Annotated in this window: 19 protein-coding genes and 3 pseudogenes; 9 read left to right on the forward strand and 13 right to left on the reverse strand. The window is 56.8% G+C overall.

Annotated elements, in window-relative coordinates; genetic code table 11:
* Positions 1–72 precede the first annotated feature (72 nt).
* The 4 genes from yidC to rpmH form a co-directional block, all read right to left on the reverse strand.
* Positions 73–1875: a membrane protein insertase YidC gene (yidC, locus tag HDF10_RS13400; protein WP_183814213.1), complete on the reverse strand. Its 1803-nt coding sequence runs from the start codon at positions 1873–1875 to the stop codon at positions 73–75.
* A gap of 62 nt (positions 1876–1937) precedes the next feature.
* Positions 1938–2258 carry a membrane protein insertion efficiency factor YidD gene (gene yidD / locus HDF10_RS13405; protein WP_183814215.1) on the reverse strand — a complete coding sequence of 107 codons (321 nt, stop codon included), beginning with the start codon at positions 2256–2258 and terminating at the stop codon, positions 1938–1940.
* A gap of 4 nt (positions 2259–2262) precedes the next feature.
* Positions 2263–2730 carry a ribonuclease P protein component gene (gene rnpA, locus HDF10_RS13410; RefSeq protein ID WP_183814218.1) on the reverse strand — a complete coding sequence of 156 codons (468 nt, stop codon included), beginning with the start codon at positions 2728–2730 and terminating at the stop codon, positions 2263–2265.
* 722 nt (positions 2731–3452) lie between these two features.
* Positions 3453–3608, reverse strand: coding sequence for a 50S ribosomal protein L34 (rpmH, locus tag HDF10_RS13415; protein WP_123490004.1), 156 nt, complete (start codon positions 3606–3608; stop codon positions 3453–3455).
* A gap of 767 nt (positions 3609–4375) precedes the next feature.
* Between rpmH and dnaA the strand changes: the two genes are divergently transcribed.
* Positions 4376–5803 carry a chromosomal replication initiator protein DnaA gene (gene dnaA, locus HDF10_RS13420; protein ID WP_183814220.1) on the forward strand — a complete coding sequence of 476 codons (1428 nt, stop codon included), beginning with the start codon at positions 4376–4378 and terminating at the stop codon, positions 5801–5803.
* Positions 5804–6201: 398 nt separating this feature from the next.
* Here the strand turns inward: dnaA and HDF10_RS13425 are convergent, their stop codons facing one another.
* Positions 6202–6804 (reverse strand): nuclear transport factor 2 family protein, encoded by a 603-nt coding sequence (locus HDF10_RS13425; RefSeq protein WP_183814222.1) that lies wholly within the window; start codon positions 6802–6804, stop codon positions 6202–6204.
* Between the two features lie 324 nt (positions 6805–7128).
* On the reverse strand, positions 7129–7782 hold the full coding sequence (locus HDF10_RS13430; RefSeq protein WP_183814224.1) for an NAD(P)-dependent oxidoreductase: 654 nt from the start codon (positions 7780–7782) through the stop codon (positions 7129–7131).
* Between the two features lie 576 nt (positions 7783–8358).
* On the opposite strand from HDF10_RS13430, the gene dnaN reads away from it, so the two are divergent.
* Positions 8359–9540: a DNA polymerase III subunit beta gene (gene dnaN / locus HDF10_RS13435; RefSeq protein ID WP_183814226.1), complete on the forward strand. Its 1182-nt coding sequence runs from the start codon at positions 8359–8361 to the stop codon at positions 9538–9540.
* Between the two features lie 278 nt (positions 9541–9818).
* On the opposite strand, the pseudogene HDF10_RS21210 reads toward dnaN, so the two are convergent.
* The 3 genes and pseudogenes from HDF10_RS21210 to HDF10_RS13450 form a co-directional block, all read right to left on the reverse strand.
* Positions 9819–12021 (reverse strand): annotated as a pseudogene (locus HDF10_RS21210) (formylglycine-generating enzyme family protein).
* A gap of 26 nt (positions 12022–12047) precedes the next feature.
* Entirely contained in the window at positions 12048–12992 is a 945-nt protein-coding gene (gene rbsK / locus HDF10_RS13445; protein ID WP_183814228.1) for a ribokinase, read from the reverse strand.
* Between the two features lie 25 nt (positions 12993–13017).
* Positions 13018–14007: a GRP family sugar transporter gene (locus HDF10_RS13450; protein WP_183814231.1), complete on the reverse strand. Its 990-nt coding sequence runs from the start codon at positions 14005–14007 to the stop codon at positions 13018–13020.
* Between the two features lie 303 nt (positions 14008–14310).
* Between HDF10_RS13450 and HDF10_RS13455 the strand changes: the two genes are divergently transcribed.
* The 3 genes from HDF10_RS13455 to HDF10_RS20980 all read left to right on the forward strand — a co-directional run bounded on the left by HDF10_RS13455 (position 14311) and on the right by HDF10_RS20980 (position 16395).
* Complete coding sequence (locus tag HDF10_RS13455) at positions 14311–15369, forward strand: LacI family DNA-binding transcriptional regulator (protein WP_260177876.1); 1059 nt, start codon at positions 14311–14313, stop codon at positions 15367–15369.
* Between the two features lie 147 nt (positions 15370–15516).
* Positions 15517–16119, forward strand: a complete 603-nt coding sequence (locus HDF10_RS13460) for a tetratricopeptide repeat protein (protein ID WP_311732762.1) — start codon at positions 15517–15519, stop codon at positions 16117–16119.
* Between the two features lie 117 nt (positions 16120–16236).
* Complete coding sequence (locus HDF10_RS20980) at positions 16237–16395, forward strand: hypothetical protein (protein ID WP_260177877.1); 159 nt, start codon at positions 16237–16239, stop codon at positions 16393–16395.
* Between the two features lie 287 nt (positions 16396–16682).
* On the opposite strand, the pseudogene HDF10_RS21420 reads toward HDF10_RS20980, so the two are convergent.
* Both HDF10_RS21420 and HDF10_RS13470 read right to left on the reverse strand, forming a co-directional pair.
* Positions 16683–17306, reverse strand: a pseudogene (locus tag HDF10_RS21420) (hypothetical protein); the annotation flags it as partial.
* 702 nt (positions 17307–18008) lie between these two features.
* Positions 18009–20492, reverse strand: coding sequence for an endonuclease MutS2 (locus HDF10_RS13470; protein WP_311732754.1), 2484 nt, complete (start codon positions 20490–20492; stop codon positions 18009–18011).
* 94 nt (positions 20493–20586) lie between these two features.
* Between HDF10_RS13470 and HDF10_RS21615 the strand changes: the two are divergent.
* The 3 genes and pseudogenes from HDF10_RS21615 to hemB all read left to right on the forward strand — a co-directional run.
* Positions 20587–20652: pseudogene (locus HDF10_RS21615) on the forward strand (zinc-ribbon domain-containing protein); the annotation flags it as partial.
* Between the two features lie 54 nt (positions 20653–20706).
* Positions 20707–21123, forward strand: coding sequence for a hypothetical protein (locus HDF10_RS13475; protein ID WP_260177878.1), 417 nt, complete (start codon positions 20707–20709; stop codon positions 21121–21123).
* A 22-nt stretch (positions 21124–21145) separates the two neighbouring features.
* Positions 21146–22135 (forward strand): porphobilinogen synthase, encoded by a 990-nt coding sequence (hemB, locus tag HDF10_RS13480; RefSeq protein ID WP_183814237.1) that lies wholly within the window; start codon positions 21146–21148, stop codon positions 22133–22135.
* Positions 22136–22166: 31 nt separating this feature from the next.
* Here hemB and HDF10_RS13485 read toward each other — a convergent pair whose 3' ends face one another.
* Together HDF10_RS13485 and HDF10_RS13490 are read right to left on the reverse strand one after the other, a co-directional pair.
* Positions 22167–23087, reverse strand: coding sequence for a hypothetical protein (locus tag HDF10_RS13485; protein WP_183814239.1), 921 nt, complete (start codon positions 23085–23087; stop codon positions 22167–22169).
* A 3-nt stretch (positions 23088–23090) separates the two neighbouring features.
* A complete protein-coding gene (locus HDF10_RS13490) occupies positions 23091–23276 on the reverse strand; it encodes a hypothetical protein (protein WP_183814241.1) in 186 nt (61 codons plus the stop codon).
* Positions 23277–23515: 239 nt separating this feature from the next.
* Between HDF10_RS13490 and lpdA the strand changes: the two genes are divergently transcribed.
* Positions 23516–24934, forward strand: a complete 1419-nt coding sequence (lpdA, locus tag HDF10_RS13495) for a dihydrolipoyl dehydrogenase (protein WP_183814243.1) — start codon at positions 23516–23518, stop codon at positions 24932–24934.
* Positions 24935–24997 lie beyond the last annotated feature (63 nt).

Here is a 24997-nt window from a genome sequence, read left to right on the forward strand (position 1 = left end):
GAGTTTCACCCTTTTTTATTTTGATTCTCTCAACGTACTACACAGCTCAAATCTCTTCCAGCAATCAACCGTCTACCGCTTTCCCGAGATGGTCGTAGGCGCTCCTGCCTTGCGGCGAGCACGTTTGGCTGCGATCTCGCGCATCTCCCGGCCAAGGCTGGTGCGGTTCATCACCGACTGCTGAATGATGCTGATCAGGTTGCCGATGGTCCAGTAGAGGGCAAGACCCGAGGCGTAGTTCCAGGTCATATAACCGGAGACCGCGGGCATCATGAACGCCATCATCTTCTGCTGCTGGGGATCGACGCCGGGAGACGGCGTATAGAACTGCACCAGGAACTGGCTCACGATCATGACGATAGGAAGGATGTGGTACGGGTCTGCGCTCGAGAGGTCGGGCAGCCAGAACCAGTGCGCCTGGCGCAGCTCCACCACCTTGGGCAGCATGCTGAAGAATGCGAAGAGCAGAGGCATCTGGATCAGCGTCGGAATACACCCGCCAAACATGTTGACGCCGTTATCCTTTTGCAGCTTCATGATCTCGACGTTCATCTCATTGCGCTTGGGGTCGGTTGCCTTGTACTTCTTGTAGCGCTCCTTGATGGCGTCCATCTGCGGTTGAATGCGCTGCATCTTCAAGCCGCTCTGCATCGTCTTCACGCGCAGCGGCAGAATCAGCAGGTTGATCAAGACGGTCAACAGCACAATCGCCCAGCCCCAGTTCGAAGTAATGTGGGCGTGGATGAACTGTAGCGAGAGGAAGAGATACTTTCCGATCGGGCCGAAGAACCCAAAGTCGAGCAGCGGCTCCAGCGAGATCGTATCGCCTGTTGCATGAATGCCGCGCAGAATGTTCACAGCCTTCGGGCCAACATACACGCGGGTCTGAGTGCGGCCGCTGGTATCACCCAGTGCAGCGCCGAGGACCGGCACCTCAATCGCTCCCTTGGCAGGCGCGCCCGATCCCAGACCGGTACGCCGAATAGTCTTCGCCACGTCCAGCTGGTTATGCAGCATCGCCACGGTCGCGGTGTCTGGAGAATCCGGCAGGAAGATCGCGGCGAAGTAAGTGTCGCTGGTGCCGGCCCAATCGAACGGCCCATTGAGCGTCTCGCCTCCCGAGACCTTCTTCGGAGCCAGATGCTGTTCCTTGGCATGCTGTGCGTAATCCAGTTGCGCCCCCGCATACGCCGACGCATTATCCTGATCGCCAAATCCACCCGGCCAGTTGATCAGTGCGCGAACCGGAACCCCACCTTGCGTAACCTCGACATCGGCATGCAGAACATACGTCTCGTCGAACGAAAACGTCTTGCGCACCGTCGTCGCGCCGTCGGAGTAGTTGAACGTCAGGCTAGTCGGCGCAGCAAGCGGCCCCGTAGCCGACGGCACATACAGCGCCTTACTCAAGGTCGCCGTCAACGCCGCATCGTACGTATACAGCGACAGCGGAAATCCAAACTGCTGCGCCGCCTGCGTGTGCACCAGGTTCAGCGGCTTGCCGTCGGAGTCCTTGTACTTCTTCAAAATCCAGCTCGACACCTGGCCGCCGCGATTGGTGAACGTGATGCTGTAGAGCTCATTCTCGACCGTCGTAGTCGCCTCAGCAGGAGCCTGCACCGCAGGAACCGCCGAGGTCGAAGGAGTCGCCGCAGGGGAAGGCAAATTTGCCGCAGCCACCGGAGCCGAAGCGGGCACCGGCGCGCCGGGAGCCGCAGCAGCGCTCTGGCCGGCGTTGGGCGAGCTCGTCTGCGGGTTATTCTTCGCGCGAAAGTACTGCAGGCCAAAGAAGACGGTGACCAGGACGAGCATCATGACCAGGAGCGATTTATTGTCGCCACCGCCCTGTTGATTTGGGTTTTTAAACTCTGCCAAAAGAGACTTCCTATTCTTTGCTAAACGTGAGGCCGCCTCCGCAGACTTTGGAGACGCTACCCCTATGATAAATGGTCTGTGGAAATAGGGGCGGCCGCGGCCCTATCCGAGCTTCGCAGAGGCACCGGATCCAGCCCGCCCTTCGCAAACGGATGGCACCTGCCGAAGCGTCGCAGCGCCAGCCAAGTCCCCTTCGCCACACCGAACCGAACCAGCGCAACATAGGCATACTCCGAGCACGTCGGAAGATAGAGGCACTGGCTGGGGCTGAAGGCATGCAGCACCGGCGACACGATGCCCTTGTAAATCCCGTAAGCCACGCGGACAGCGAGACTGGGCTCAGAAAGAGGCGATTCCGCGAGACTGGCTTCAGTATTCTTCATCTGTCTAGAGCGATGTCGCCGAGGTCTGCTTCTGGGAGCGATCCCCAGGCTGCCGACCGGGCTGCCGTACGGGGTCTCGATCAGCCACCTTCTGAATGGCCCGAAACACCGTGGCAACCTCGCGCTCCAGCGTCGGAAAGTCGAGATCGATCACGCTGCGCCGCGGATGCAGAATCACATCGACCGGCGTGCTGAGCGTCGACAGGTTGCTGCGAACGGCCTCGCGCATGCGGCGTTTGATGCGGTTGCGGTCAACCGCCTTTCCCATCACCTTCCCCACCGTCAGGCCCACCCGCGCGCTCGACGCATCGGCATCCCGCAGCGGAGTTCCGTCGGCCCCAAGCAGCGGCCGAACAGCAAAGAAGTAGCTCATCTGCTTCGCAAACTGTTTGCGGCTCGCCTTATACACGCGCTGGTAGTCAGCGTGTTTCCGCAGACGAAAGATCGAATTTGGCTTTGAATTCCCTGGCATACGAGCAGCGTTCTTAGCGCACGAGCAGCTTGTCCACTCTTTCCATGGTACAAGCTTCCCTCCCTCTCCCGAGCCTGCCTCTTCAAAGCGGCACGCCATCAGAGCACTCTCCATATGCAAATCGGGATGCAAATCACGCAAAGAAGCCCGTCTCCACGACGGGCTTCTCGAGGGACGACACTATGTGTCCCTTCAGGTTATGCGTCCCTCTAAGACGCTAACTATTTCTTATCGCTCGGGGTGTGCTCTCCACTCTTCACGGAGGTATCTTGTCCCGGTTTCTTCGTCGTTGTAGTTCCTGGGTTATTGCCCTGCGAAGGATTGTTCCCTTGGTTTCCCTGATTTGGCGGATTCATATTCTGTGCCATAACGATCATCTCCTATGCCGGCCGTCGACCACTATCGCGACGTTGCCGACCCTGAATAGGAGACCTGCCGCAGCAGGATGGTTGCCCAAGAAGGTTGACTTACTTGCTGATAGATGTTGGTTTAGCCGATACAATTCCGCCGAGCGGGGAGAACTCATTTCGAATCTGGACGATGGGCTAGTCAGGCCTACGCAATCCTGATGTCAAAAAGACACAGACCACCGTAGGGAGCAATAGCCCTCCTCGATGGTCTATAGAAACCATGGATACTTTTTTGAGATTGCTTTCATTTACGGGTTCCGAGGAACCAAACATCAAGAGCCTTGAAGGCGTTGATTCATTGTACGCAAAAGACTAGTCGCGGAAACCGGCGCTGACGGCGATCTTATGACGGCCCTTGGCGCGGCGACGGCTAAGCACAGCTGCTCCCGCCTTGGTCTTCATGCGGGAAAGAAAGCCGTGGGTCTTGGCGCGATGGCGGCGGTTAGGTTGAAAAGTACGCTTCGGCATGACAAAAAACTCCTGCGCAGGGTAGAACACCTGCTCAAACTTTTAGGCTGTTGCAACAATCTCTGAGTATACCCGATTAGACCGAATTTTCACAGCCCAATCCACTGCGTCCTTTGTGCCAGTGACGAACTTCTTTTCAGCGAAGAGTCTTGATCGGATTAGCCATCGAACTCCTTCGCAGCGACGACGGAGTGCGATGGGAGACGAAAGTTTCAAAATGAGACGACTCAACAAACTATTCTGTAAAAGAAAATCACTGCCACCAATGCGCGCACATGCGCCTCAAAACAGACACACCGGATATCCTGATAGTGATATCAACCAACCACACAAGGAGACCGGATCGCGAATCCTTTATCACACCAAACTTCGCAGTGGTAGAGAAGAAACATCCAGGCGCAACGTATTTTCTCCCTGCTACAGACGCTTGATTTCACCGTCTTCACTGCTAATGGTGCAACTTCTTTTTTTTGATCGGAAGCATTGAAAAACGTCGTCTTTTCCGTGCTACTATCGAACCCGATTCGCAAGACGTTTTTCTGCAAGCCCAGCCGTCCCGCACTCTGATTCACGTTGAACTACTCCTCTCCGCAGCTAAGGTTGCAAGGGTGCCCAGCGGAGAGCATTCTAGCAACACAGGGGCCGTGTGAACCTTGTCCTCAGGGGCCAGGTATGGACTCCTATTTGCTGCTTATCGTGTGAACCTGCACGACTGAAAGAAGTGCCACGTCTGGTTTGGAACAGGAAACAAGACAAGGAAATTAAGAATGTCATTCGTTCCGACGGCTACCGCCGTATTGAATTATTGGGTTCGTATTCTGGCTGCCCTTGAGAAGAAGATCAACCGCCAGTCTTACGAGACATGGCTCAAGCCGACACGGTTCTCACACCTCGAGGGCAAAAAGCTCTTCGTGCGAATTCCCTCCACCGACTTCCAGCACATCGGCGACCGCTACGCCGACCTCATCCAGGAAGCGATCGACAACCTCGGACTCGACGTCGAATCGGTAGCCTTCACCACGCCCGAGCAGGACCCGCGCGCACCCAAGGTGAGGGAGGACGGCGGCTTCGCTCCCGTCCCCAGCCACAGCCAGAGCGCACCCCGCCAGCGCCTCGGCGCCTCGTCCAACTCCGTCTCAGGGCCGACGCCCGAGCAGGCTCGATTCGACTGGAGTGCAGCCTCCCAGCTCAACCCGCGCTACCAGTTCGACGCCTTCGTCATCGGCAGCGGCAACCAGTTCGCCACAGCAGCAGCCCAGGCCGTAGCCGAACGGCCCTCCAAGGCCTACAACCCGCTCTTCCTCTACGGCGGCGTCGGCATGGGCAAGACCCACCTGATGCATGCCATCGGGCATGACGTAAAGCGCAGGCAGCCGCACGCCTCCATCAGCTACGTCAGCGGCGAAAAGTTTACCAACGAGATGATCAACTCGGTCCGCTACGACAAGATGACCGGCTTCCGCGACAAGTTCCGCAACGTCGACGTCTTGTTGATCGACGACATCCAGTTTCTAGCCGGCAAGGAGCGCACACAGGAGGAGTTCTTCCACACCTTCAACACGCTCCACGAAAGCATGAAGCAGATCGTCATTGCCAGCGACCGCCCTCCCAAAGAACTTGCCGACTTTGAAGATCGTCTGCGGTCGCGCTTCGAGTGGGGTTTGATCGCCGACATTCAGCCGCCCGATCTCGAAACAAAGGTCGCGATCCTGCAGAAGAAGGCAGAGAGCGAACAGACGCAGCTTCCTACTGACGTAGCGATGTTTATCGCCTCGAACGTCCGGACCAACGTGCGTGAGCTTGAGGGCGCGCTGGTACGGCTGATCGCCTGGTGCAGCATGCATGGCGTGGAGATCACGCTTGCTGTAACCCAGCAGTGCCTGAAGCAGTTCATCGACACCCAGGTTCGCAAGATCACGATTGAGACCATTCAGCGCACGGTGGCAGAGCAGTTTGGGATGCGGGTTGCGGAGTTGAAGCAGAAGAATAACTCCCGCCAGATTGTGGTGCCGCGGCAGATTGCGATGTTCCTGGCCAAGCAGTTGACGGAGGCTTCCCTGCCGGAGATTGGGCGGCAGTTTGGCGGCAAGCACCATACGACCGTGATGCACTCTATCTCGAAGATCGACGAGCAGCGCCGCGCCGATAAGGACTTGAATCGGACGATCAACAAGCTGATGGAGACGCTGAGCTAACCCCTGAAAAGAACAGGTGTCCTGCCGGACGGGCTCCCTGCGCGGGAGGCGGTCACTTCGTGACGCGTATACCGGCCCAGGCAGGATGATCTGCATCGGTCCTCCCGTTGGTCGGAACAATCATCTCTCGCGACCAACGGGAGCGCCAACCGAAGGGGTATACCCATCACGAAGTGATCGCCCCGCGCGCAGCGGGACCGTCCGGCAGGACAGAATCTCTCCCAAAAAATAAAGTTGAAAACCGTGGCGTATTTTTAGCAGCCCAAAAACACGCTGCTAACTCACCACGTTTACCACGCAAACCACCACGTTCTCACCACCAAAACACCACACCAAAACACACCTATTTCCCCAAAAACCCCAATTAAAACCCCCATCCACCAGCGCCAGAAAAAAATCTACTTCGGAAGATACTTCGCAGGAATCGGATTAGCAGGAGACTCCGAATCCCAGAAGATGTTGACGACCCAATACCGGTCCCCATCCTTCAGCAACTGAAAACTATTGATCCCTCTAGTAAAAGGAGCAGGATCATCAGCATTATGGCGAGACTCATAAGCGCTCCAGATCTGAACAATATTGCCGAACTGCTCGATCTCATTGTGGATAGAGCGCTCAAAGAATCCATTCGCACTCATACGCCCCTGACTGCGAGCGATATAGCTATCAATCGTAAGAACCACCGCATCAGCATGGCCACTAGTAGGTGACATCACCGCGGGAATAAGGCGCGCATCCGGGATAAAGAGCGAGCGCATACGGTCCCAGTCACGCTGCTGTCCCTTAGGCCCGGAGATGACGCTGTAGACAGCGTTCAGGATTGCTTCAGGAGATTTGACGTCCTCGGGCTTGGCCTGAGGCCAGTCGCTTCGAGTTGCGATAGAGCCGATCAGCGTGGGAGGAGCTGATGGCTGCGGCGTTGCTGCGGTCTGCGCCTTCGCGGCGATGCTCGCTAGTGTGACGAGTAAGAAGATGGAGGCGATTCGGTTCGCTGGCTTCACGGAAGCTCCTTTGAGGAACAGTGTTACTTTACTGCGAGCGGGGGCATTCCGGTTAATGCGAGGTCGTGCTCAGGTCACAGAATGGATTGTGAAGCGTAGAAGAGATAAGTAGATTCATCTACTTCATTGCGGAATGTATTTGCCTACAAAGTTGGCGTTGAGATCGTTTGGAGGAGTTTGCGCGATGGCGAAGGGAGAGGAAAGGAGTGACGCGGTGACGATGAGACCTCGGAGTTTTGTCTGAAGATGCGGGATCATTGGAGCTCTCTTCGTCCGCAGTCCAGGTCTGGGGATCGTAGACTAAGCGTGATTGTTCCGGTTGCGTTACCAGGTGATGTAGACGCCTTTGCGGATCCATTGAGGATTCTCGATCTGCTGCATTATGAAGTCGGCTACGTCTTCGCGAGAGATACGGCTGCCGTTTGGGGGTAAGGCCTCGCCGTCGATGCGATAGGTGCCGTGGCCGGGCGTGTTGGTGAGCATGGGAGGCATCACCATAGTCCAGTCGAGGCTGCTGTGGGAGAGGGTGTTCCACTGCGAGATCTGCGAGGCCACAGGCCACTTGAGGAAGGTGTTGTAGACGATGTTCTGGACAATCCAGCGGCGCCATGCGGGTTGCTTGTCAAGCGAGTCGGGGAGCGCGCCGGCGGAGCCGAGGACGATGATGCGGCGGACGGGCTTCGGCTGGGTGAATGTCTCCTGCATGGCGGCGACGATCTGGGGGACGGCGCGTTCGAGGACGTCCTCCTTCTTGAGGGAGCTTGCCCCGAGCGCCGACAGGACTACATCGGCGTCTGCGATAGTCAGACGGACTGGATTGGGGTCAAAGACGCTGCCGTGGACGACCTGAACCTGGTCACGCAGGGGAAAGGTTTCAGGTGTGCGCAGGAGCGCGGTGACCTGGTATCCGGCGGCGAGACAGCGCTGGGTGAGGAGTCTTCCGGTAGCGCCACTGGCTCCGAAGAGCGCGATCTTCATGCTGAACTCCTTTGAGCTTCGGGACTGATTATCCTCGCAGGTAAGATGTAAGTGTGAAAAAAGTGGTTTGGGTAAAGCGCTCATTCTGTTTTGTTTGGTGAACATTCCCACGTTTGGGGATGGGTCTTCTCAAAAACCGGGAGCAGTGGCTGTGAAGAAGTGGGATAAGGGGACGGTTGATGTGGAGGTGCGGGCCCGTCTTCCTGAGTATGCGTTTTGGGGCGACCGATTTTCTAAAACACGACTGCCCCATAACCGTCTATTTATGAGATTGATGGGAAGGATATCCACTTTTCAAGCGACAACGGTTACTGCTACTAGTATTTCTCTCTTTTCTCTTGTTTCTTAGAAGCAGTCATAGGCATTGGTTTAGGTTCTGGCAGATTTCGACATCGCACACAACAACCTTGGTTTCCACAAAGAAATCTGTCGCGCTGGAGGCCGTTTCACCCCTAGAATCAAGCAGACGCTGAACGGCCGAGATGCATCGTGGGTTCGATTCGGTGTACAGTTTGGCCAGCAGCAATCAACGAAGACGGAGACAAAACTGTGACGAGTGCGACCCAGGAGCCCGAGATGACTTTGCCGACCGAGACGAGTGCAGCGCCAGCCCCAACTGGCAACCTCGAGATCACCGTCTCTCGCGCGGAGTTGCTGCGAGAGTTGACTGCTGCCCAGAGCGTGGTCGAGCGGAAGACGACGATTCCAATCCTGTCGAACTTTCTGTTCGAGGCGACGCAGGGCGAGGGTGGCGACCGGTTGACCATTACGGCGACTGATCTCGATCAGAGCCTGCGAACGAGCTGCGCAGCCAAGGTGAAGAAGGGCGGCGCGTGCACTATTCCGGCGCGCAAGCTGTACGACTACATCAAGCTGTTGCCTGAGGGCGAGATCTCGATCAAGCTCATGGACAACCACTGGGTGCAGATCCGGGCGGGGCGATCGAATACGAAGATGGTGGGAATGGCGAGGGCGAACTTTCCGCAGGTGCCGGAGTTTCCTGCCAGCGGCGCGGTAAAGATCTCGGTGCCTTCGCTGAAGAACATGGTGTCGAAGACGATCTTTGCGATCTCGAACGAGGAGTCTCGGTACACGCTGAATGGGGCGCTGCTGGTCCTGAAGGCGGAGAGCATGGCGATGGTTGCGACGGATGGCCATCGGCTGGCGCATATCGAAAAGCTGGGCGAGACGCTGGATGGTGTGTCGGGTGAGAAGAAGACGCTGATTCCACGGAAGGCGCTGAGTGAGCTTTCTTCGCTGCTCGGGGCGACGGAGGCCGAGACGCTCGAATTTGGCGATGACGATCAGACGTTGTTCTTCAGGGTTGGTGGCCGGGTGTTGACCAGTCGGAAGCTGACCGGGCAGTTCCCTAACTATGAGGCCGTGCTGCCGCGGGATAACAACAAGTTTGTGATCGTTCGGTCAGAGGATCTGATGGGTTCGATTCAGCGCGTGGCTCAGTTTGCGGATGAGCGGAGTGGCGCGATCAAGATACGGCTCGAACAGAATGAACTGAAGCTCTCTTCTTCGAGCACGGATGCAGGTGAGTCGGAAGACACGATCGAGACACCGTATAACTATGATCCGCTGGTGGTGGGATTTAACAGCCAGTATCTTATCGATTTTTTGAAGGCGATCGGCAACAGCGGTGAGGTACGTTTGGAGTTCAAGGATGCACAGAGCGCAGGTCAGATGCGGCCCGAAGATGCGAATGAAGATGTGAAGTATAGATACATCCTCATGCCCATGAGAATCTGATTTGGCGATCGCAGCAAAGCAGCAGCGCATGAGAAATAAAGCATATTTCTGCCATTTGGCAAAGATATGCTTTATTTGAAAAGCGCTAAAAGTAAAAAGCAAGAAAGTGGCTTGTCATCAAAGGCGCCAGCGCTGGACGCACAGCCTTCTCGTCGGGTATGCGCCGTCGCGGCAGGCGATGGGCGGACTATAAGGTGGAAAGATCGCACATACGCGGGAGAATAAACCAAGGGCTATTCAATCTGTAAAACCCCCGCTGCGATCATGTGAGACGCCTTTCATTCTGCTTCCTTCACGCAACGGAAGCCGAGCGCGCCGGACCTGTCATAGCTTGGAGCCATCATCAACAGCTTTCCATGGTTATCGTTTCGATAGGCTTGGGGAAAATACCAGATAGATCCCTGCGGCTTGTAGTAGCTTCCTCCGCGCAAAATTCCTCCGCGCGTGTGCTCATCCACATATTCATCGGTCCACTGCCAAACATTTCCGACCATATCCATTACGCCGAATGGACTTGCACCCGACGGGTGCGCATCGACGTTGTGGCCCTCGCATAGTGCGCCCTAGGTCCGGCCGCGGCACTGCCTTGTCATCCCAGTGATCGCCCCACGGATAGGTTCTGCCATCTGTTCCCTGAGCTGCAAACTGCCACTCCCATTCGTGAGGCAGGCGCTTACCCGCCCACTTCGCGTACGCGCGAGCGTCCTCAATCGACACCCAGGTCACAGGTTTGTTATCCCATCCTTCGGAATAAGTTCCATTGCTCCAGTCCTTCAAAAAATTGAGATCGTTGCTCGGATGATAGTGCGCTGCGTCGAGAAACTTCTTGAACTCAGCGTTGGTCACGGGATATTTGTCCATGTCAAACGTCTTCAACTTCATAGGATGCTCGTGAAATCTTCGCGGAGTATCTTCCCATGGATATTGAACATCGACGCCAACATCGTCAGAGCCCTCAACCTCTATGCCTTCCACGCGAAATAAATAGTTGCCACCCGGAATCTTGATCATGGCTTCGGGTGTTACCGACGTCGGCTTAGTAGAAGCGATCTCTACAATGCTTTGCGGCAGGGTCTTCCACTCGTGTGAAAAACTCGCGAGCTTCGACTCTGTCATTGATTTCATCGTCCCCATCAACTCATGCATCGCAGCACTCGGTTCACCCACCGTGGCGAGGATCATTCCATATCCATGCGATTCAATCGGAAAGGACAGAATCGCGTCACTACTCTCTTTCTCCGGCGTCAGTTCAACCCCGTGATAGAGATCGAAGTAACGGGTGCCCTGTTCGAATGGAATCGTCATCTGGCGTCCCTGAACGTCGTACTCATTACGATTGACGATCGTCCAGACAGTCTGTCCGTCCAACGGCCATCGGCTGGAAAAGATCCCATAACGATGCATCGGATAAAGAGGCTCCCACCCAGGACTGACAAGGAAGGGTGCGACTCCGCGCTCCATCGTCGCCATTCTTCGCGTCGCCTCAGCATCTCTCGGAGTCACCTGATTCCAGATCCCCCAAACGTTCTCCCAACTCTCCCACCCCTCGCCGTTGAAAAAGGCGTATTGCAGGTCATCCGTTTTATCCCGATTCCATCTGCCCTGGATATTTACTTGGTGACGCGTCTCAAGCCACCGGTACTTATCAACCGTCGGCGCAAACTGAAACTTGTACTGACCCCATGTCAGGACGTTCCACGCCAACGCCTCATCAGAAGGCCCATTCTCCGGTTCGAATGCGAGAGGGTGCCCCACCTTTTCGGCAGCAAGCGAGAATGCAAGCGGCACACCATCCTGCGTGTCACCGTTGATGCCGTCCGCACCGATCTCCTTCATGAACTCAGCGGTCGCCTGTGCCCATGGCTTTCCCGGATCGCGCGTGCCCTGATCCCACATCATGATTGGAAAAAGCACCTTCACTCCGCGTCGATGAAAATCCTCAGCCATATTGCGAAGTCCTTCGACCCCGCCCGGCATCGAGCGCACTATATCCTGCTGATTGCGATTGTCGATGCCCATGTTGGGGTAGGTCGCCCAGATCAGCACCGCATCAATCCCGCCATATCGCTTCTTCAAATCGTCAAGATATCGATCGACGGTGTATTTACCTGCTGCTGGATCATAAAAATAGCGATCGTGCACCATCATCTGCGGCTGTATGAAACTGGATTGAGCCCACTGTAGCGCGGGAAGGTCATACCTTGATCCGTCATAACCGACACGAATTCGCCGTTCGGTGCGCCAATCCGTTACAGCCCTTATCCACTCATCGTGCGTCTTTGCCGTGCAGGGAACATTTCCACCCTCCCATGGCATATGCAGCGTCAGACAAGCTGGAGGCGGGATCTGTTGTTCTTTTGGCTGATAGCGCCAGTCCTGTGCCTTCCCTGGGGATGTGAGTCCAGCGGCGAAAAGGCAAAGACATATTGAAAGTGCAGATTGCTTCCGTCCTGTTAGAGTATTCACTCGTTCCGCCTCCATCTTGCGTCCTGCCGTCCGTCTTCGTTCTATAACTCGTTCGCTCCGACGCCCGCCAACATCTGTTCCACCTCAGCCATTCGCGGCATGGAGGTTTGGGCCCCTGTCCGCGTCACTGAAAGCGCCGCTGCTGCTGCTGCGAAGCGTGCGCTTTCGACCGGATCTTTCTTCATCATCAAAGCCGTCGCAAACGCTCCATTGAAAGCGTCTCCCGCAGCTGTTGAATCGACTGCCTGAACCGCAAACGGCTCCAGTCGAGCACTCAATCCATCAGCCGATGCAAGATAGGCTCCGCGGGATCCAAGCTTGAGGACTACCCCTCGAACCCCTTTGCGCATAAGAGTCTGCGCCATCATCACAGGCTCGTCGACTTTAGCCGCTTCATCCCCGATGAAGAATGCCGCCTCCGTCTCGTTTGGGGTGAACCAATCGACCTTGTCGAGAAGGTCCTCTGGCAATTGCTTCGCCGGCGCAGGATCGAGAATCAGCGGCACACCCTCACGGGCGCAGATCGTGGCCAGATGTTGAACCGTCTCCGTAGGAATCTCCAGTTGCGTTAACACCATCCCCGCGCCTCGAAGAATCTCGATGTTTGCATCCAGATATTCAGGCGTTACCTGAGCATTGGCGCCTGGCGTGATCACAATGCAATTTTCCCCAGTTTCAGACACGACGATCACGGCAACACCAGAGCTGCATTGCGAAGTTGAGACACCGTCGACATTCACACCCGCATCTTTCAAATGCTCTTTAAGCTGCGTACCGAAGGCATCATCTCCGATTCTTCCAATCATCGCGACCGAAAACCCCAGGCGCGCTACTGCAACCGCCTGGTTCGCGCCTTTTCCCCCAGGATGAGTCTGGAAGGCTGTCCCGACGACGGTCTCTCCCTCGGTGGGAATCCGCGCCGTGTACGCGACGAGATCCATATTGATGCTCCCCACCACGACGACTCCCTTCTTTTCAACGGGCATAGGCCTCCTAATCTCGCAAACAGGATCAATAAATAGGAGCGAGCGCAATCGCGCTCAATCCGCAGAGGAACAATACAAACATCCAAAACAGGTAAGTTTTGGCTCGAGCGGGCGCGGTTGCAAATTCCTTCCAGATAAAGACTCCCCAAGCGGCAGAGATCATCGTAGCTCCCTGACCAATCGAATAAGAAACCGCCGGCCCCACAATATGCGCGCGAGATGCCACAAAATTAAAGGTCGCGCCTGTACACCAGATCACTCCGCCGAGGATGCCCCAAAGATGCCACGATCCGCGTGCCGAAGAGTACCCACTCATCGACACGGGCTCGCTCTTATCCAACGGCTTGCGCATTAACAGATAGTTGAATGGAACGGCGCATAGAGCGACGCCAATCGCGAAGAACATTGCCACGGCATACGGCCCAGGAGCGCCCTCGCCCAACATGGACCGTGAGACAAACGGATAGAAGCTACCCATCAACAGGCCCGCTGCCAGGCAGATGACGAACCCGCGCATGCTCAGCGATCGGCGTTCCGTCTCGCGCAGCCGGTACGCCATCGCATCAAGAACGATCGCTCCCACGACGAGTGCGATTCCGCCAAACAGCATCAACGCATTGCCGCTTGGTGAAATAATGTAGCTGCTGATTGCCCCGACAATAAGCGCTAGCCCGATTCCAACCGGAAATGCAACGGCCAAACCAGCAATCTCGATGGCGGCAACGAGCAGCAGGTTGGCGACATTGAAGAGGATGCCTCCTGTCACCGCGAGTCCGATGTGGGATGAATCTGCCGCCATCAGGTCGGCTAGAAAGGGTCGGCCGACGTCTCCCATGCTGCCCAGCGTAAAGCCCCAGATCAAAGCTGCAAGGATCAACCCGATTACATAATCCCAGTAGAAGAGCTGGAATCGATAGCCCGGACCCAGCTTCATCGTGTTGGCCCACGAACCCCAACAGACCATCGTAACGAGCATCAACGAAAGAGCAATCGCATAGGTTTGAGGCTGAAACAATGGTCGGGCTCCTTCTACATCTCTGCAACCGTTGAAAATCTTCAATTGGCTGGCTTTAGATGAAAGCTTTCAAATAGAAGCCTCCGAAGCATAAAAAGACCGCGGTAGTTTGTCAAGGAAGTTTTATGCACCCCTTTCAATCGATCGGCCAAGAATCAGAATCGTTATAAGGTATGCGAGACTCAAAGTATGCTCCGGGGCCGCTCCAATCCTGAGCATCACAGCAGTTCAGGCATTCGCCTTCAACGACACGCTCAGAAAAGCACACGAGCCGGACGAATTCAAATCCGCAGGAGTTAGCGAATGGCAAACATGAAGCAGATCGCAAAGATAGCTGGTGTCTCACTCGGCACCGTATCCCATGTTCTTAACAAATCTGCTCCCGTTCGCGAAAACCTTCGCAAGCGGGTCATGGACGCCGTCGATGCGGTCGGCTACCAGCCCAGCCAACTGGCGCGTGGCCTTCGTCTGGACAAGACCAACATGATCGGCATGATCATTCCAGACGTGACGAACCCATTCTTCCCGGCCGTAGTTCGCGGCGCAGAGGACGTCGCCTTCGCAAACGGCTATCGCCTAATTCTCTGCAACACTGACAACGACCATTCCAAAGAGATCGTTCACCTCAATGAACTTCGAACGTTCCTTCCGTCCGGCCTGATCGTGATTCCATCCAACTTCAGTGACCTCACCGCACAGGCCGAGTCGTATCGAAAGTCTGGAACAGCAGTCGTCTGTGTCGACCGTCTTCCCAAAGGGTGGGAAGGCGACACGGTTACTGCTGACAACGAGAAGGGAGCCTATGAGGCGACCAGCTACGTGCTCCGGCAAGGACATCGGCTCCTTGCGATGGTCATGGGCCCACGCCATCTGACGAATGCGCAAGACCGCCTGGCAGGCTTCAAACGCGCACTACACGAAAAGAAGATCCCAATCGGTCCCGAATATATACAAGAGGCAAGCTTCGACCAACACGGCGGTTACGCGAAGACTATGCTGCTTCTTCGCATGATCCCGAGGCCGACGGTGATCTTCGCAGCGAACGACATGATCGCGTTCGGCGCCCTGCTGGCCTTTCGCGAAGCCGGCCTCCACTGCCCCGAAGACATATCCCTGATTGGTTTCGACAACCTTCAATTTGCCGAGATGACCAGCCCTCCGCTCTCATCCGTATCCCAGCCAGGCTTTCAAATGGGAACCACAGCCGCTCAAATCCTGATTGATCGTGTCCGCGGCGATGATGGCCCAGCAAAGCATCTCATCCTTGAAACAGCGCTGAAGATTAGAGACTCAGTTGCTCCTCCTAGCGCGATCTCCGCCCAGAAATCCCCCTCCTCTCGGCGGGGCAAACTCAGCAAGTAGGCGATCTTTTCTCTGCGATCTGTTGTCTTCGGCGGTATGCAGATTTTGCCGTTGACAACATCGCAATGCGTGTTCTAGTCTTCTCGGCGATCCAAATGAAAGCTTTCAAGCGGGCCCGATTCTTGAGCAACCGCAGGAATTGCACGAATCCCAAAGGCCGCATCTCTTTATCTCATTCGAGGTGTCGCCTATGCTCAGCTAGCCCAATACGATCAGGCTGAAAAAGACTTCGTGGACGCCGCGCAGCTCGAACCAGATCAGCCGCATAGCGTAGTTGCTATGAGCATGCTGTACTCCGATCGCAATCAACCCGACAAAGAGAAGGCGCTCCTTACCAAGCAGCTCGCCATTACCCCCAAAGACTCCGTTACAAATTACTTGCTTGCCGACCTCATCATCCGTGGGGGAGTTCAACCTGGCCAGCCAGCCTTCCAGGAAGCAAAAGGCTATCTCGCCACCTCTCTCGCTACGAAGCCAGACTCCGCCGAAGCCCAGGTTCTTATGGGTCACCTGTTAGAACAGGAAAACAACATCTCCGACGCGGTGGGTCACTACGGCAAAGCGATCGAGTTAGAGCCGGACAACCGTTCTGCACTCGACCGTCAGTTCATTCTTCTGCGCAGGCTGCACCGCAACGACGAGGCGGCTCAAACCCTCCAACATCTCAAATCGGTGCTGAATAATGAGATCGAGCAGGAAAGGAAATCTTTCCCTGCCCGCACCAGTGCCGCTCCGCAGGGCCAGCCGTAGTCATTGTTGTTCAGCCGGCGAATACACCTTGATCCAGTGGGTACGCATCCTCGTCCGAATCACCTGGTCGCCGGTCTCAGAGACGATTGCATTTGTCTGCTCGGCATGTGGCAGTCGATGCAGTTGCTCTTGATCGAAGGACCCATCGTCTTTTCCATTCCACAGCTCTCCACGCGATGGCAAGTCAAGCATCTCGCAGAGTATGACGCCGCCGGCCGCTCCGCCGCATGTACATCGTGGCACGTAGAGCACCTCATCTCCGGAGACGATAAATAACACCGGCTCCGCTTCAACAGACCCACCTGGTTCGCGTGCACATCAGGGTGCATGTCTGCGCTTGCAGTATCCTCGCTCAGATATCGCGCAAGCGGTTCCCCGGGTATGAAGGAAAATGCAGGCGCGATCTCCTTCTGTGCGGCACCGTTATGGCAAAGTGCGCACAGGTCCACCTGCCTGTCTCGCGCGAAATGCTTCGGGTTCAATATCAGCGTCTCCTGCAAATGCCTCTTAGGTTGCCCCTTTGCAAACAGCGCCGCATGCCGCGATCCCGGCCCATGGCACACCTCGCAGGAGATCCCGGGGACCAGGCTCTCTCTGTCATATCGGTTCCCCATCGGGTCGTCCGAGAGCGCTTTAATATAGCTGACATGGCACTCCAGACATCGCCGAGACGCAGGTCGATCAAAGTTTGGCGGACCATTCCTATAGCCCGGACTATTAATCCATCGGCCGCCATCCGACCAGTAGCTTACCGGCAACTCGAACAGCTCATCTCCTCGCCAATACAGATAGCTCTGTCCACGCACTCCTGAGCCAACCACCACACCAACCTCTTCGCTTCTCCTCTGGAGGTCTCCGGCAAAACCAGTAACGGCGGCAATGTAGTAATTCGCGCCTCTCTTCTCCATCTCATAAGAGATGCCAGGGTCGCCGATAGCTGGCGCAGGATCAGCTATCTTCAGAGTGTTTGAGCCCTTAGCGAAAGAACCGAGTATGGCCTCGCCTGTCGGATTCTGTGAAGTGAGGTGATGCGCCGTATGCACATAAGACAAGCTTTGTTCGACGTGACACGACTTGCATGTTGCATCGCCCACATAGCCTTCGCGCACATGGGATCCCTCCACTACGTCATGCGATATCTGTAGTCCGTGACTGGTCCGCGCGTGTCCAATCAAAATCAACCCCATCGCGCACACGGCAATTGTCCGGCCTGATGAGTTCACCCTTCGCGCACCCCATTCCAGAGCTCATCCAGACGATACAACAGAATTTTGAAGCCCTGTCATATGTACATACGGTCCCGAACACCCCACGATTAGTCGGGTTTTATATGTGGCACCAATGCTACTTTGTGATTGTACTGAAGGTTGGACCATTCAAGTCTGAGTATGCCGGCAAAATTGAACTCTTATCTCTCAGCTGCAGATGCTCTGCTGAGAACAACTTCAGTAGGCAAGGAGCTAAAATACTCGATTCTCGTAAGCGTTACGAATATTCACACGTCCTGACAAGAGCGCGCGGGTGTTCTCTGGGTCGCATCACTCCGGGAGTCAGGGAATTCATACGAGGACTACACGGAGAAGAGAGACTAGGCAGAGGAGCAGCTTCATGACCGGAGCGGGCAACGTAGCCGAAGATTGGAGCAAGGATGTTTCTCTGTGAAATGGAGTGTCGAGTGGCATGTCGCTGCTCGGCACTTTTTTGTTTCCACCCAATTTACTTAGCGCCAGCGGGTTACACTCGATCGCAGCCGATCTAGAATCCGCGTGGGCAGCCAAGCCTCTGGAACTTACTCGTCACGAAGGGCGGTCCTCATACTTAGGGACCCAACTACTCGGCTAGATTGAGGGTTCTTTTGCATGGATCGATAAAAAAGAGTTATTCATTAATCACTGGCGCAGCTCGACTTCGGTTGCGCCTTGTCCGCCCTGATTCTGCGGAGGCTCGGTGACGGTTGTGACGTGAGGATGATTGCGGAGATATTCGCGCAAGGTTCGACGCAGGACGCCCATGCCGGTTCCATGCACGATGCGAATGCGCGGCAATCCGGCCAGAAAGGCGCGGTCGAGAAAGCGCTCAACTTCCGTCTGCGCTTCGTCGGCGGTACGGCCGATGACGTTGATCTCGGAGGTCATGTAGTCGGTGTCGTTGTTGACTGTGGCTACGGTGATGCCTCCGCGTTTGCGCGCGGCTTCGAGCGGCGTGACGACCTTGACGGACTCAACCTCTGCAATGTCGTCGATGGCGGCGCGCATCTTCATCAGGCCCATGGAGACTTCAAAGGTCTTGTTATCGAGGATCCGGTCCACCCGCGCCTGACGTCCCAGGGATTTGAGTTTGACGAGGTCGCCGACCTTGATGCCTTTGGGAATGTGGGGTTGAGCGGCGGGGTCGTTCTTGTCGGCTCTTGTTGTGTGCGCGACGACGGTGGAGTTGAACTGCTCGGAAAATTCGCGACGAAGGGTTGCCATGCGGCGATCGGAGTCGCGAGCAATTTTTTGAGCGAGTGTCTTGTCGTCGATGGCTTTCACGGTCTCACGCAGCTGATAGGCGAAGTCTTCGAGGAGAGAACTCAGCTTGGCTTCGAGCTCTTTGGTGCGAGCTTTTTGTTCGACGCGGCCTTCGACTTCGACGCGGGCTTTTTCGCGGGATAGCTCGCGTTCACGCTGCTGCATTGTTTCGCGCTCTGCGGCCGCCGCGGTGAGCTGGTCGTGGAGCTGATCGAGGAAGGCCCCGATGTCTGCGGTTTGTGTGGTCATCTGGGCGCGGGCTGTTGCGATGATGTCCGGCGCAAGGCCGAGTCGCGCTGCGATGTTGAGACCGGCAGAGGCTCCAGGTACGCCGAGCCGCAGTTCGTAGGTGGGGGTAAGGGTTTGCTGATCGAAACCGACGGCTGCGTTGAGGACGCCTGGGTGATTGGCGGCGTAGACCTTCAGTGAGGTGAGGTGAGTCGTGATGCAACACCACGCATTGAGCGCGAGGAAATGGGCTGCGATGGCGACCGCGAGTGCCGCGCCTTCTTCGGGATCTGTGGCGGAGCCCAGTTCGTCGAGCAGGACGAGCGAGTCGGTTGTGGCTTCGCGGGAGATGCGATCCAGATTGACGACGTGTGCGGAGAAGCTGGAGAGATTGCGCTCGATGGACTGGGCGTCGCCTATGTCGGCGTAGATGCTTTGGAAGAGTGGGAGCTTCGCCTCCTCCGCAGGAACAGGAATGCCAGCCTGAGCCATCAACGAGAGCAGGCCGAGGGTTTTGAGAGAGACGGTCTTTCCTCCGGTGTTGGGCCCGCTGATGATGAGCTGCTTCGCTTCGGGAGGGAGGATGATGGTGAGTGGAACCGGCGTTCTGGGTTCTATGCCTTCGGCCAGGGCGTCCGCACGCATGCGAAGCTCCAGCAGGGGATGGCGTGCGGCGGTGAGCGATAGCTCCTGGGTGAACATTGGGCGGGAACAATTGAGAGTTTCGGCGAAGCGGGCGCGTGCGTGGTGCGATTCAACCTCCGCAAGGATGCTCGCGCCGAGATGGATGGCGGTAGAGTTTTCCCCGAGCGCATGAGTCATGGCGACGAGGATTCGGTGTATCTCTGACTGTTCTTCATCAAGGAGCCGTACTAGCTCGTTGTTCTGCTCGATCGTCTCTAATGGCTCCACAAAGACGGTCTGGCCGGACGAGGACGAGCCGTGAATGACGCCGGGGACCTTGCGCTTGAACTCGGACTTTACCGGGATGACGAAGCGATCGCCGCGAATGGTGATGAGATCTTCCTGCGTGCTGCCACCTTCGCTGAGGCTTTGCAGGGACCTGCGGAGACTCGCTTCGATGGCGCGGTGTTGGCGCTCCATGGCGCGACGGATGCGATTGAGTTCGGGGGAGGCGTCGTCGTTGAGGCTGCCGTCGGGCTCGATCTTGCCGCGCAGGAGGCGAAGAAGTGGCGCGAGGTCGTAGTCGAGCAGAGCAGCGGAGAGCGCGGCAATTCCTGGCCACTCGTAGCGGGTCCCCTTTGGGGAAGGGTCGATGAGGTTGCGCCACGCAGCGACGCGTTCCACGACGGCGAGAAGATCACGAATCTCGGTGGACTCGAGGGCAGCGCCTTCGATGCGGGCTTTGTCGAGAAGAGTGGTGGGATCGAAGAGTCCGCGGAACTCGAAGCTTCCGCCTCGCATGAGCATAGCGCGCAGCTCGGCGGTGCGTTGTTGCTGCTGGTTGATCCAGGCCAGGTCGGCGCAGGGTTCGAGCGCGAGAATCCAGGCGCGGCCCAGGGGGGAGAAGGTGCGGCCGGCGATGTACTCACGGAGTCGCGGCCACTCCAGGGCGGCGGCGCTCACTTCGCGCAGCGGGGAGGGGATGATCGGCAATAGCTCTGGTGAATTCACTTCTTTTATCGTACCCTCGCAGGGAACTACCGACCGAAACCCTGCGTAGCAAGGAGAGCGCGGGGCCGGCGCCTTGAGTGGTTGGAGGTGTGAGATGGTCTGTCAGGCATGTGGGTCTTCCCTTGTTGATGGTGTTCATTTTTGTGCAAAGTGCGGGGCCCAGGTCGCTGCTGCGCAACCAATGTATGCTGCTTATCCGCAGCCGCCGGTGCCCATGGCGGCGCCCCGGGTACAGCGGAATCTGCAGACGCTTGGAGTGCTTTGGTGTGTCTTTGGAGCGTATCGGATTATCGGCGGGTTGATCGGCATGTTCTTTCTGCGCGCATTCGCGTTCCGCAACTTCGGCGGGTTCGACTGGCCGTTCAACAATCATAGCGGCCTAGAACACTCGTGGATGGGTGCGTTATTTCCCCTGATCGCTGCTTATACGGTGGCTATGGCGGCGCTTGCGGTGTTTGTTGGCTATAGCCTCTTGACGCGGCGACCGTGGGGGAGGACCTTTGCCATCGTCGTGGGAATCTTGACTCTGCTGAAGCCACTCTTCGGCACGGCGCTGGGGATCTATACGCTTTGGGTGCTGGCTCCAGGGGCTTCGGGTCTCGAGTACGACGCGATCGCAGACCGAAGCTGAAGGCTGGACGTAAACTGGAGACATGAACTTTCCAGCTACGCGTCTGCGCCGTCTGCGCCGCACCGAGGCTATGCGGTCTCTGGTTCGCGAGACTCATCTGCACCCCGGTGCGCTGATCTACCCGTTGTTCATCTGCCCTGGCGAAGGAATACGCAAAGAGATCAGCTCCATGCCTGGGGTCTTCAATCTGTCGATCGATGAAGCCGTGAAGGAAGCCGAGGCCTGTGCCTCGCTTGGGTTGGGAGGGTTGCTACTGTTCGGCCTGCCGTCCGAGAAAGACGAAGAGGCTTCCGGCGCTTGGGCCGACGACGGCATCGTGCAGCAGGCGCTGCGAACGTTGAAGAAGGACAAAGCGCTTGATTCTCTGGTGACAATCGCTGACGTTTGTCTGTGTGAGTACACCTCGCATGGTCACTGCGGTGTTGTGGCGCGGGATGGTGATCATTACGAGATTCAGAATGATTCGAGTGTCGCGCTGATTGCGAAGACGGCCGCGTCATTGGCCAAGGCTGGTGCGGATATTGTCGCTCCTTCGGACATGATGGATGGGCGGGTTGAGGCGATTCGAGAGGCGCTCGACGCGGGCGGGCACGAACAGACTCCGGTGATGAGCTATGCCTCGAAGTTCGCATCGGCTTTTTACGGACCATTCCGCGAGGCGGCTGACTCTGCTCCGCAGTTTGGCGATCGTCGCAGCTACCAGATGGACGGGGCGAATCTGCGCGAGGCTATGCGGGAGATTGACCAGGATATTGCCGAGGGCGCGGATATGTTGTTGATGAAGCCTGCGATGCCGTATCTCGATGTAATTCGCGCGGCGCGGGAGCTATACGATTTACCCATGGGCGCGTACCAGGTGTCGGGGGAGTACTCGATGCTGCATGCGGCGTTTCAGCGTGGATGGCTGGAGCCAGAGCGCACGATGATGGAGTCGCTGCTGTCGATCCGACGGGCTGGAGCGGACTTTATCGTGACGTACTTTGCGAAGGACGCGGCGAAGGTGCTTGCGTAACAAACGATTCATAAGGGTGGATCCCCTCAAGCTAAGGCGAGTTGATGGGATCGTCGAAGCTGTCAGGGGGAAGCTGGGTGATGATCGCCTCTGCCCCGAAGCGGGCGCGCAGCTGAGCCAGCGTAGTGTCCTGCTGCATGGGCGGGACATAGCGGATGTTGTAGTTCGCGATGGTACTTGCTACGAGGTAGAGCTTCGCACCTGGAATCGTGCGCCAGTAACTCTCGCGAGCCTTTTCGGTGCCACGCTCTCGATCGCGTTCAAGCTCTGCCTGCTGATAGCGCGCAGCGCGTTCAAGGAAGATGCCCTCCAGCTTCCCGTCCTGATCGAGAAACCAGTCGACAAGTTTCCCGCGATAGAGAATACCCGCGGCGAGAGCGTCGATCTCGACGTCGAAGTCTTGCTGGCTTCGAGGCAGAGAACGCGTGGTGAACAGCAGCTCCCACTCCGAGACATAGGTAAGCAGAAAGTCATCGCAGAAGCGCTTTAGCAGTCGGTGCATGCGCTGATTGGTGCTGTAGTCGCCGTAGCGCGAGACGATCAGGCCGGACGCCCACCCCTCCAGCGCGCAGAAGAGCCACAGCAAGGAGAGAAAACGTCCCTGCTCCAGAAACGCACGTAGGTATGAGTCCGCCAGATGGGCTCTTGCGATGAGAGGATTTGACGGCGTAAGTTCAGGGCCTGGCAGAAGCGAACGAAATACGTTGCGGTATGCCTCCGCTTTAGAAGATCCCAAAGCAAAGGTGGGCAGCTCGCCCAATGGTGTGTGAACCAGCAGGATCCACGAGAGAACAAATGGAACCACCGTCACGAGCAGCGAAAAGACGACCTCTTCGGTGCGAGTGCGTTGGTACCTTCTTGCGGGAATATAGGCGGAGAAGAAGAGGCGGTAAATAACCCCTGGCGCAAGCAGGTAGCCGATCAGCAGAAATCCCGCGACCAGCGCACTCATGGTCTAGGCGGGCTTGCGGACGATGCGGAAGCGGTCGCCTCGGTCATCGGTGAAGAGGGCTACCCCGGTTTCGGCCAGATCGCGTCGTACCGCGTCGATCTTTTCGGTAAGCGTGGTTTCCGAATCGGCCTCCTCCTCGAAGACGCTGTTGCGCAGTGCGCTCGTCAGCCGGGCTACATTACTAACCATCGGAACATTCTCCCTGGTTCGATTATCAAGCCTCTGTCAAGCGTTTTCGCTGAAATTTCGCTTTAGTTCACTCCTTCGTTACCTGTCGGCGGCATTTATTCAGGACGCGCCTTCATCTACTCATGACGATCGACAGTCCTCTTCGCGAGCGGTATGGTCGCGGGCCATCTATCGATTGCCCATCGCTTGAGCGTAAAATTGAAGTGTTTCGAGTTCCCTACATCCTATGGAGTGTTCCTTTGGCAGATACAATCTTTGATCTTGTAGTGCTCGGCGGTGGACCCGCCGGATATACCTGCGCGATTCGCGCGTCGCAGTATGGTCTAAAGGCGGCCCTGATCGATGCGAATGACCGGCTGGGCGGAACGTGCCTGCTCTGGGGCTGCATACCCACCAAGTCGATGCTCTTCTCTGCCGAGCTATGGGATCACCTGAAGCACGCCGACCGGTATGGCATCGAAGTGACATCGCCCAAGCTGAACTGGAAGGGCGTACTGGCGCGCAAGGACGATGTGATCTCGCGTCACGTCAAGGGTCTCGACTTCCTGATGAAGAAAAACAAGATCAACGCCATCAAGGGTTATGGTCGCTTGACTGGTCCGGCGAAGGACGGCGTCCACACCATCGAAGTGAAGACAGCCGATGGCAAGACCGAAACCATAAAGGCAAAGAACGTGGTGCTTGCGACCGGCTCGGACGCGCGCATGCTGCCGGGTTATACCCCGGACACGACCATCCTGACCAACTACGAGATTCTGAAGATCGACGAAGCCCCCAAGTCGCTGGTGGTGGTGGGATCCGGTGCAGTTGGAGTCGAGTTTGCCTCAGTCTTCAAGAGCTTCGGGGCGGAAGTGACGGTCCTTGAAGCGTTGCCACGCATGGTGCCCGCGGAGGATGAGGACGTCAGCAAGGAGCTGCTGCGTCTCTTCAAGAAGCGTGGAATCGACGTGCACCTCGGAGCGAAGGTCGATAAATTTGAAAAGAATAAAGACGGAGTAGTGGTTCACTTTACAAAAGCCGATGGCACCGGCGAGACCAAGCAGGCCGAGAAGGTGCTGGTAGCAGTTGGCCGCGCACCGCGAACCTACGACGTGGGTCTCGACAAGGTAAAGATCACGCCTGATCGTGGCTTTATCGTCACCAATGAATGGATGGAGACGACCGAACCAGGCATCTATGCGATCGGTGATATCGTCGCCGGCCTGCCTCAGTTGGCGCACGTCGGCAGTATGGCGGGGCTCGTGGTTGCGGCCAGAATAGCCGGCAAGTTTGCCAAGCCTGTGAACCGCACGCACATTCCAGGCTGCACCTACTGCGATCCGCAGATTGCGAGCGTCGGTCTTACCGAGGCGCAGGCAAAGGAGAAGGGCTTTCAGGTCAAGGTCGGCAAGTTCCCGTTCGTCGGCAACTCGAAGGCTACTATCCTCGACGCGCACGATGGCTTCGTCAAGGTCGTCTCGGACTCGAAGCACGGCGAGATTCTTGGCGTCCACATCATCGGCACCACCGCAACAGAGATCATCGCCGAAGCCGTTACTGCAATTGAGTTAGAGGCGACGATCGAAGAGATGATGTTCACCATCCACGCGCATCCGACGGTCGCCGAGGCCCTCCTCGACGGCTTCTCAAGCGTTGAGGGCATGGCGGTCAACGTCTAGTTTGTATCAAGGTTCAGACTGCAGCCGGGCCATTTGGCTCGGCTGTTTTCTTCAACTGTGAGA

The organism is Tunturiibacter empetritectus, from assembly GCF_014201375.1.
GTDB classification, from domain to species: domain Bacteria; phylum Acidobacteriota; class Terriglobia; order Terriglobales; family Acidobacteriaceae; genus Edaphobacter; species Edaphobacter lichenicola_D.

Bases quoted from the DNA above. Each gene is read 5' to 3' on its own strand.
- rpmH (WP_123490004.1), bottom strand. From the start codon at position 3,608: ATGCCGAAGCGTACTTTTCAACCTAACCGCCGCCATCGCGCCAAGACC.
- HDF10_RS13430 (WP_183814224.1), bottom strand. From the start codon at position 7,782: ATGAAGATCGCGCTCTTCGGAGCCAGTGGCGCTACCGGAAGACTCCTC.
- yidD (WP_183814215.1), bottom strand. From the start codon at position 2,258: ATGAAGAATACTGAAGCCAGTCTCGCGGAATCGCCTCTTTCTGAGCCC.
- rbsK (WP_183814228.1), bottom strand. From the start codon at position 12,992: ATGCCCGTTGAAAAGAAGGGAGTCGTCGTGGTGGGGAGCATCAATATG.
- HDF10_RS20980 (WP_260177877.1), top strand. From the start codon at position 16,237: ATGCAGTTGCTCTTGATCGAAGGACCCATCGTCTTTTCCATTCCACAG.
- HDF10_RS13475 (WP_260177878.1), top strand. From the start codon at position 20,707: ATGGCGGCGCCCCGGGTACAGCGGAATCTGCAGACGCTTGGAGTGCTT.
- HDF10_RS13490 (WP_183814241.1), bottom strand. From the start codon at position 23,276: ATGGTTAGTAATGTAGCCCGGCTGACGAGCGCACTGCGCAACAGCGTC.
- dnaN (WP_183814226.1), top strand. From the start codon at position 8,359: ATGACTTTGCCGACCGAGACGAGTGCAGCGCCAGCCCCAACTGGCAAC.
- rnpA (WP_183814218.1), bottom strand. From the start codon at position 2,730: ATGCCAGGGAATTCAAAGCCAAATTCGATCTTTCGTCTGCGGAAACAC.
- HDF10_RS13485 (WP_183814239.1), bottom strand. From the start codon at position 23,087: ATGAGTGCGCTGGTCGCGGGATTTCTGCTGATCGGCTACCTGCTTGCG.
- dnaA (WP_183814220.1), top strand. From the start codon at position 4,376: ATGTCATTCGTTCCGACGGCTACCGCCGTATTGAATTATTGGGTTCGT.
- hemB (WP_183814237.1), top strand. From the start codon at position 21,146: ATGAACTTTCCAGCTACGCGTCTGCGCCGTCTGCGCCGCACCGAGGCT.
- HDF10_RS13455 (WP_260177876.1), top strand. From the start codon at position 14,311: ATGGCAAACATGAAGCAGATCGCAAAGATAGCTGGTGTCTCACTCGGC.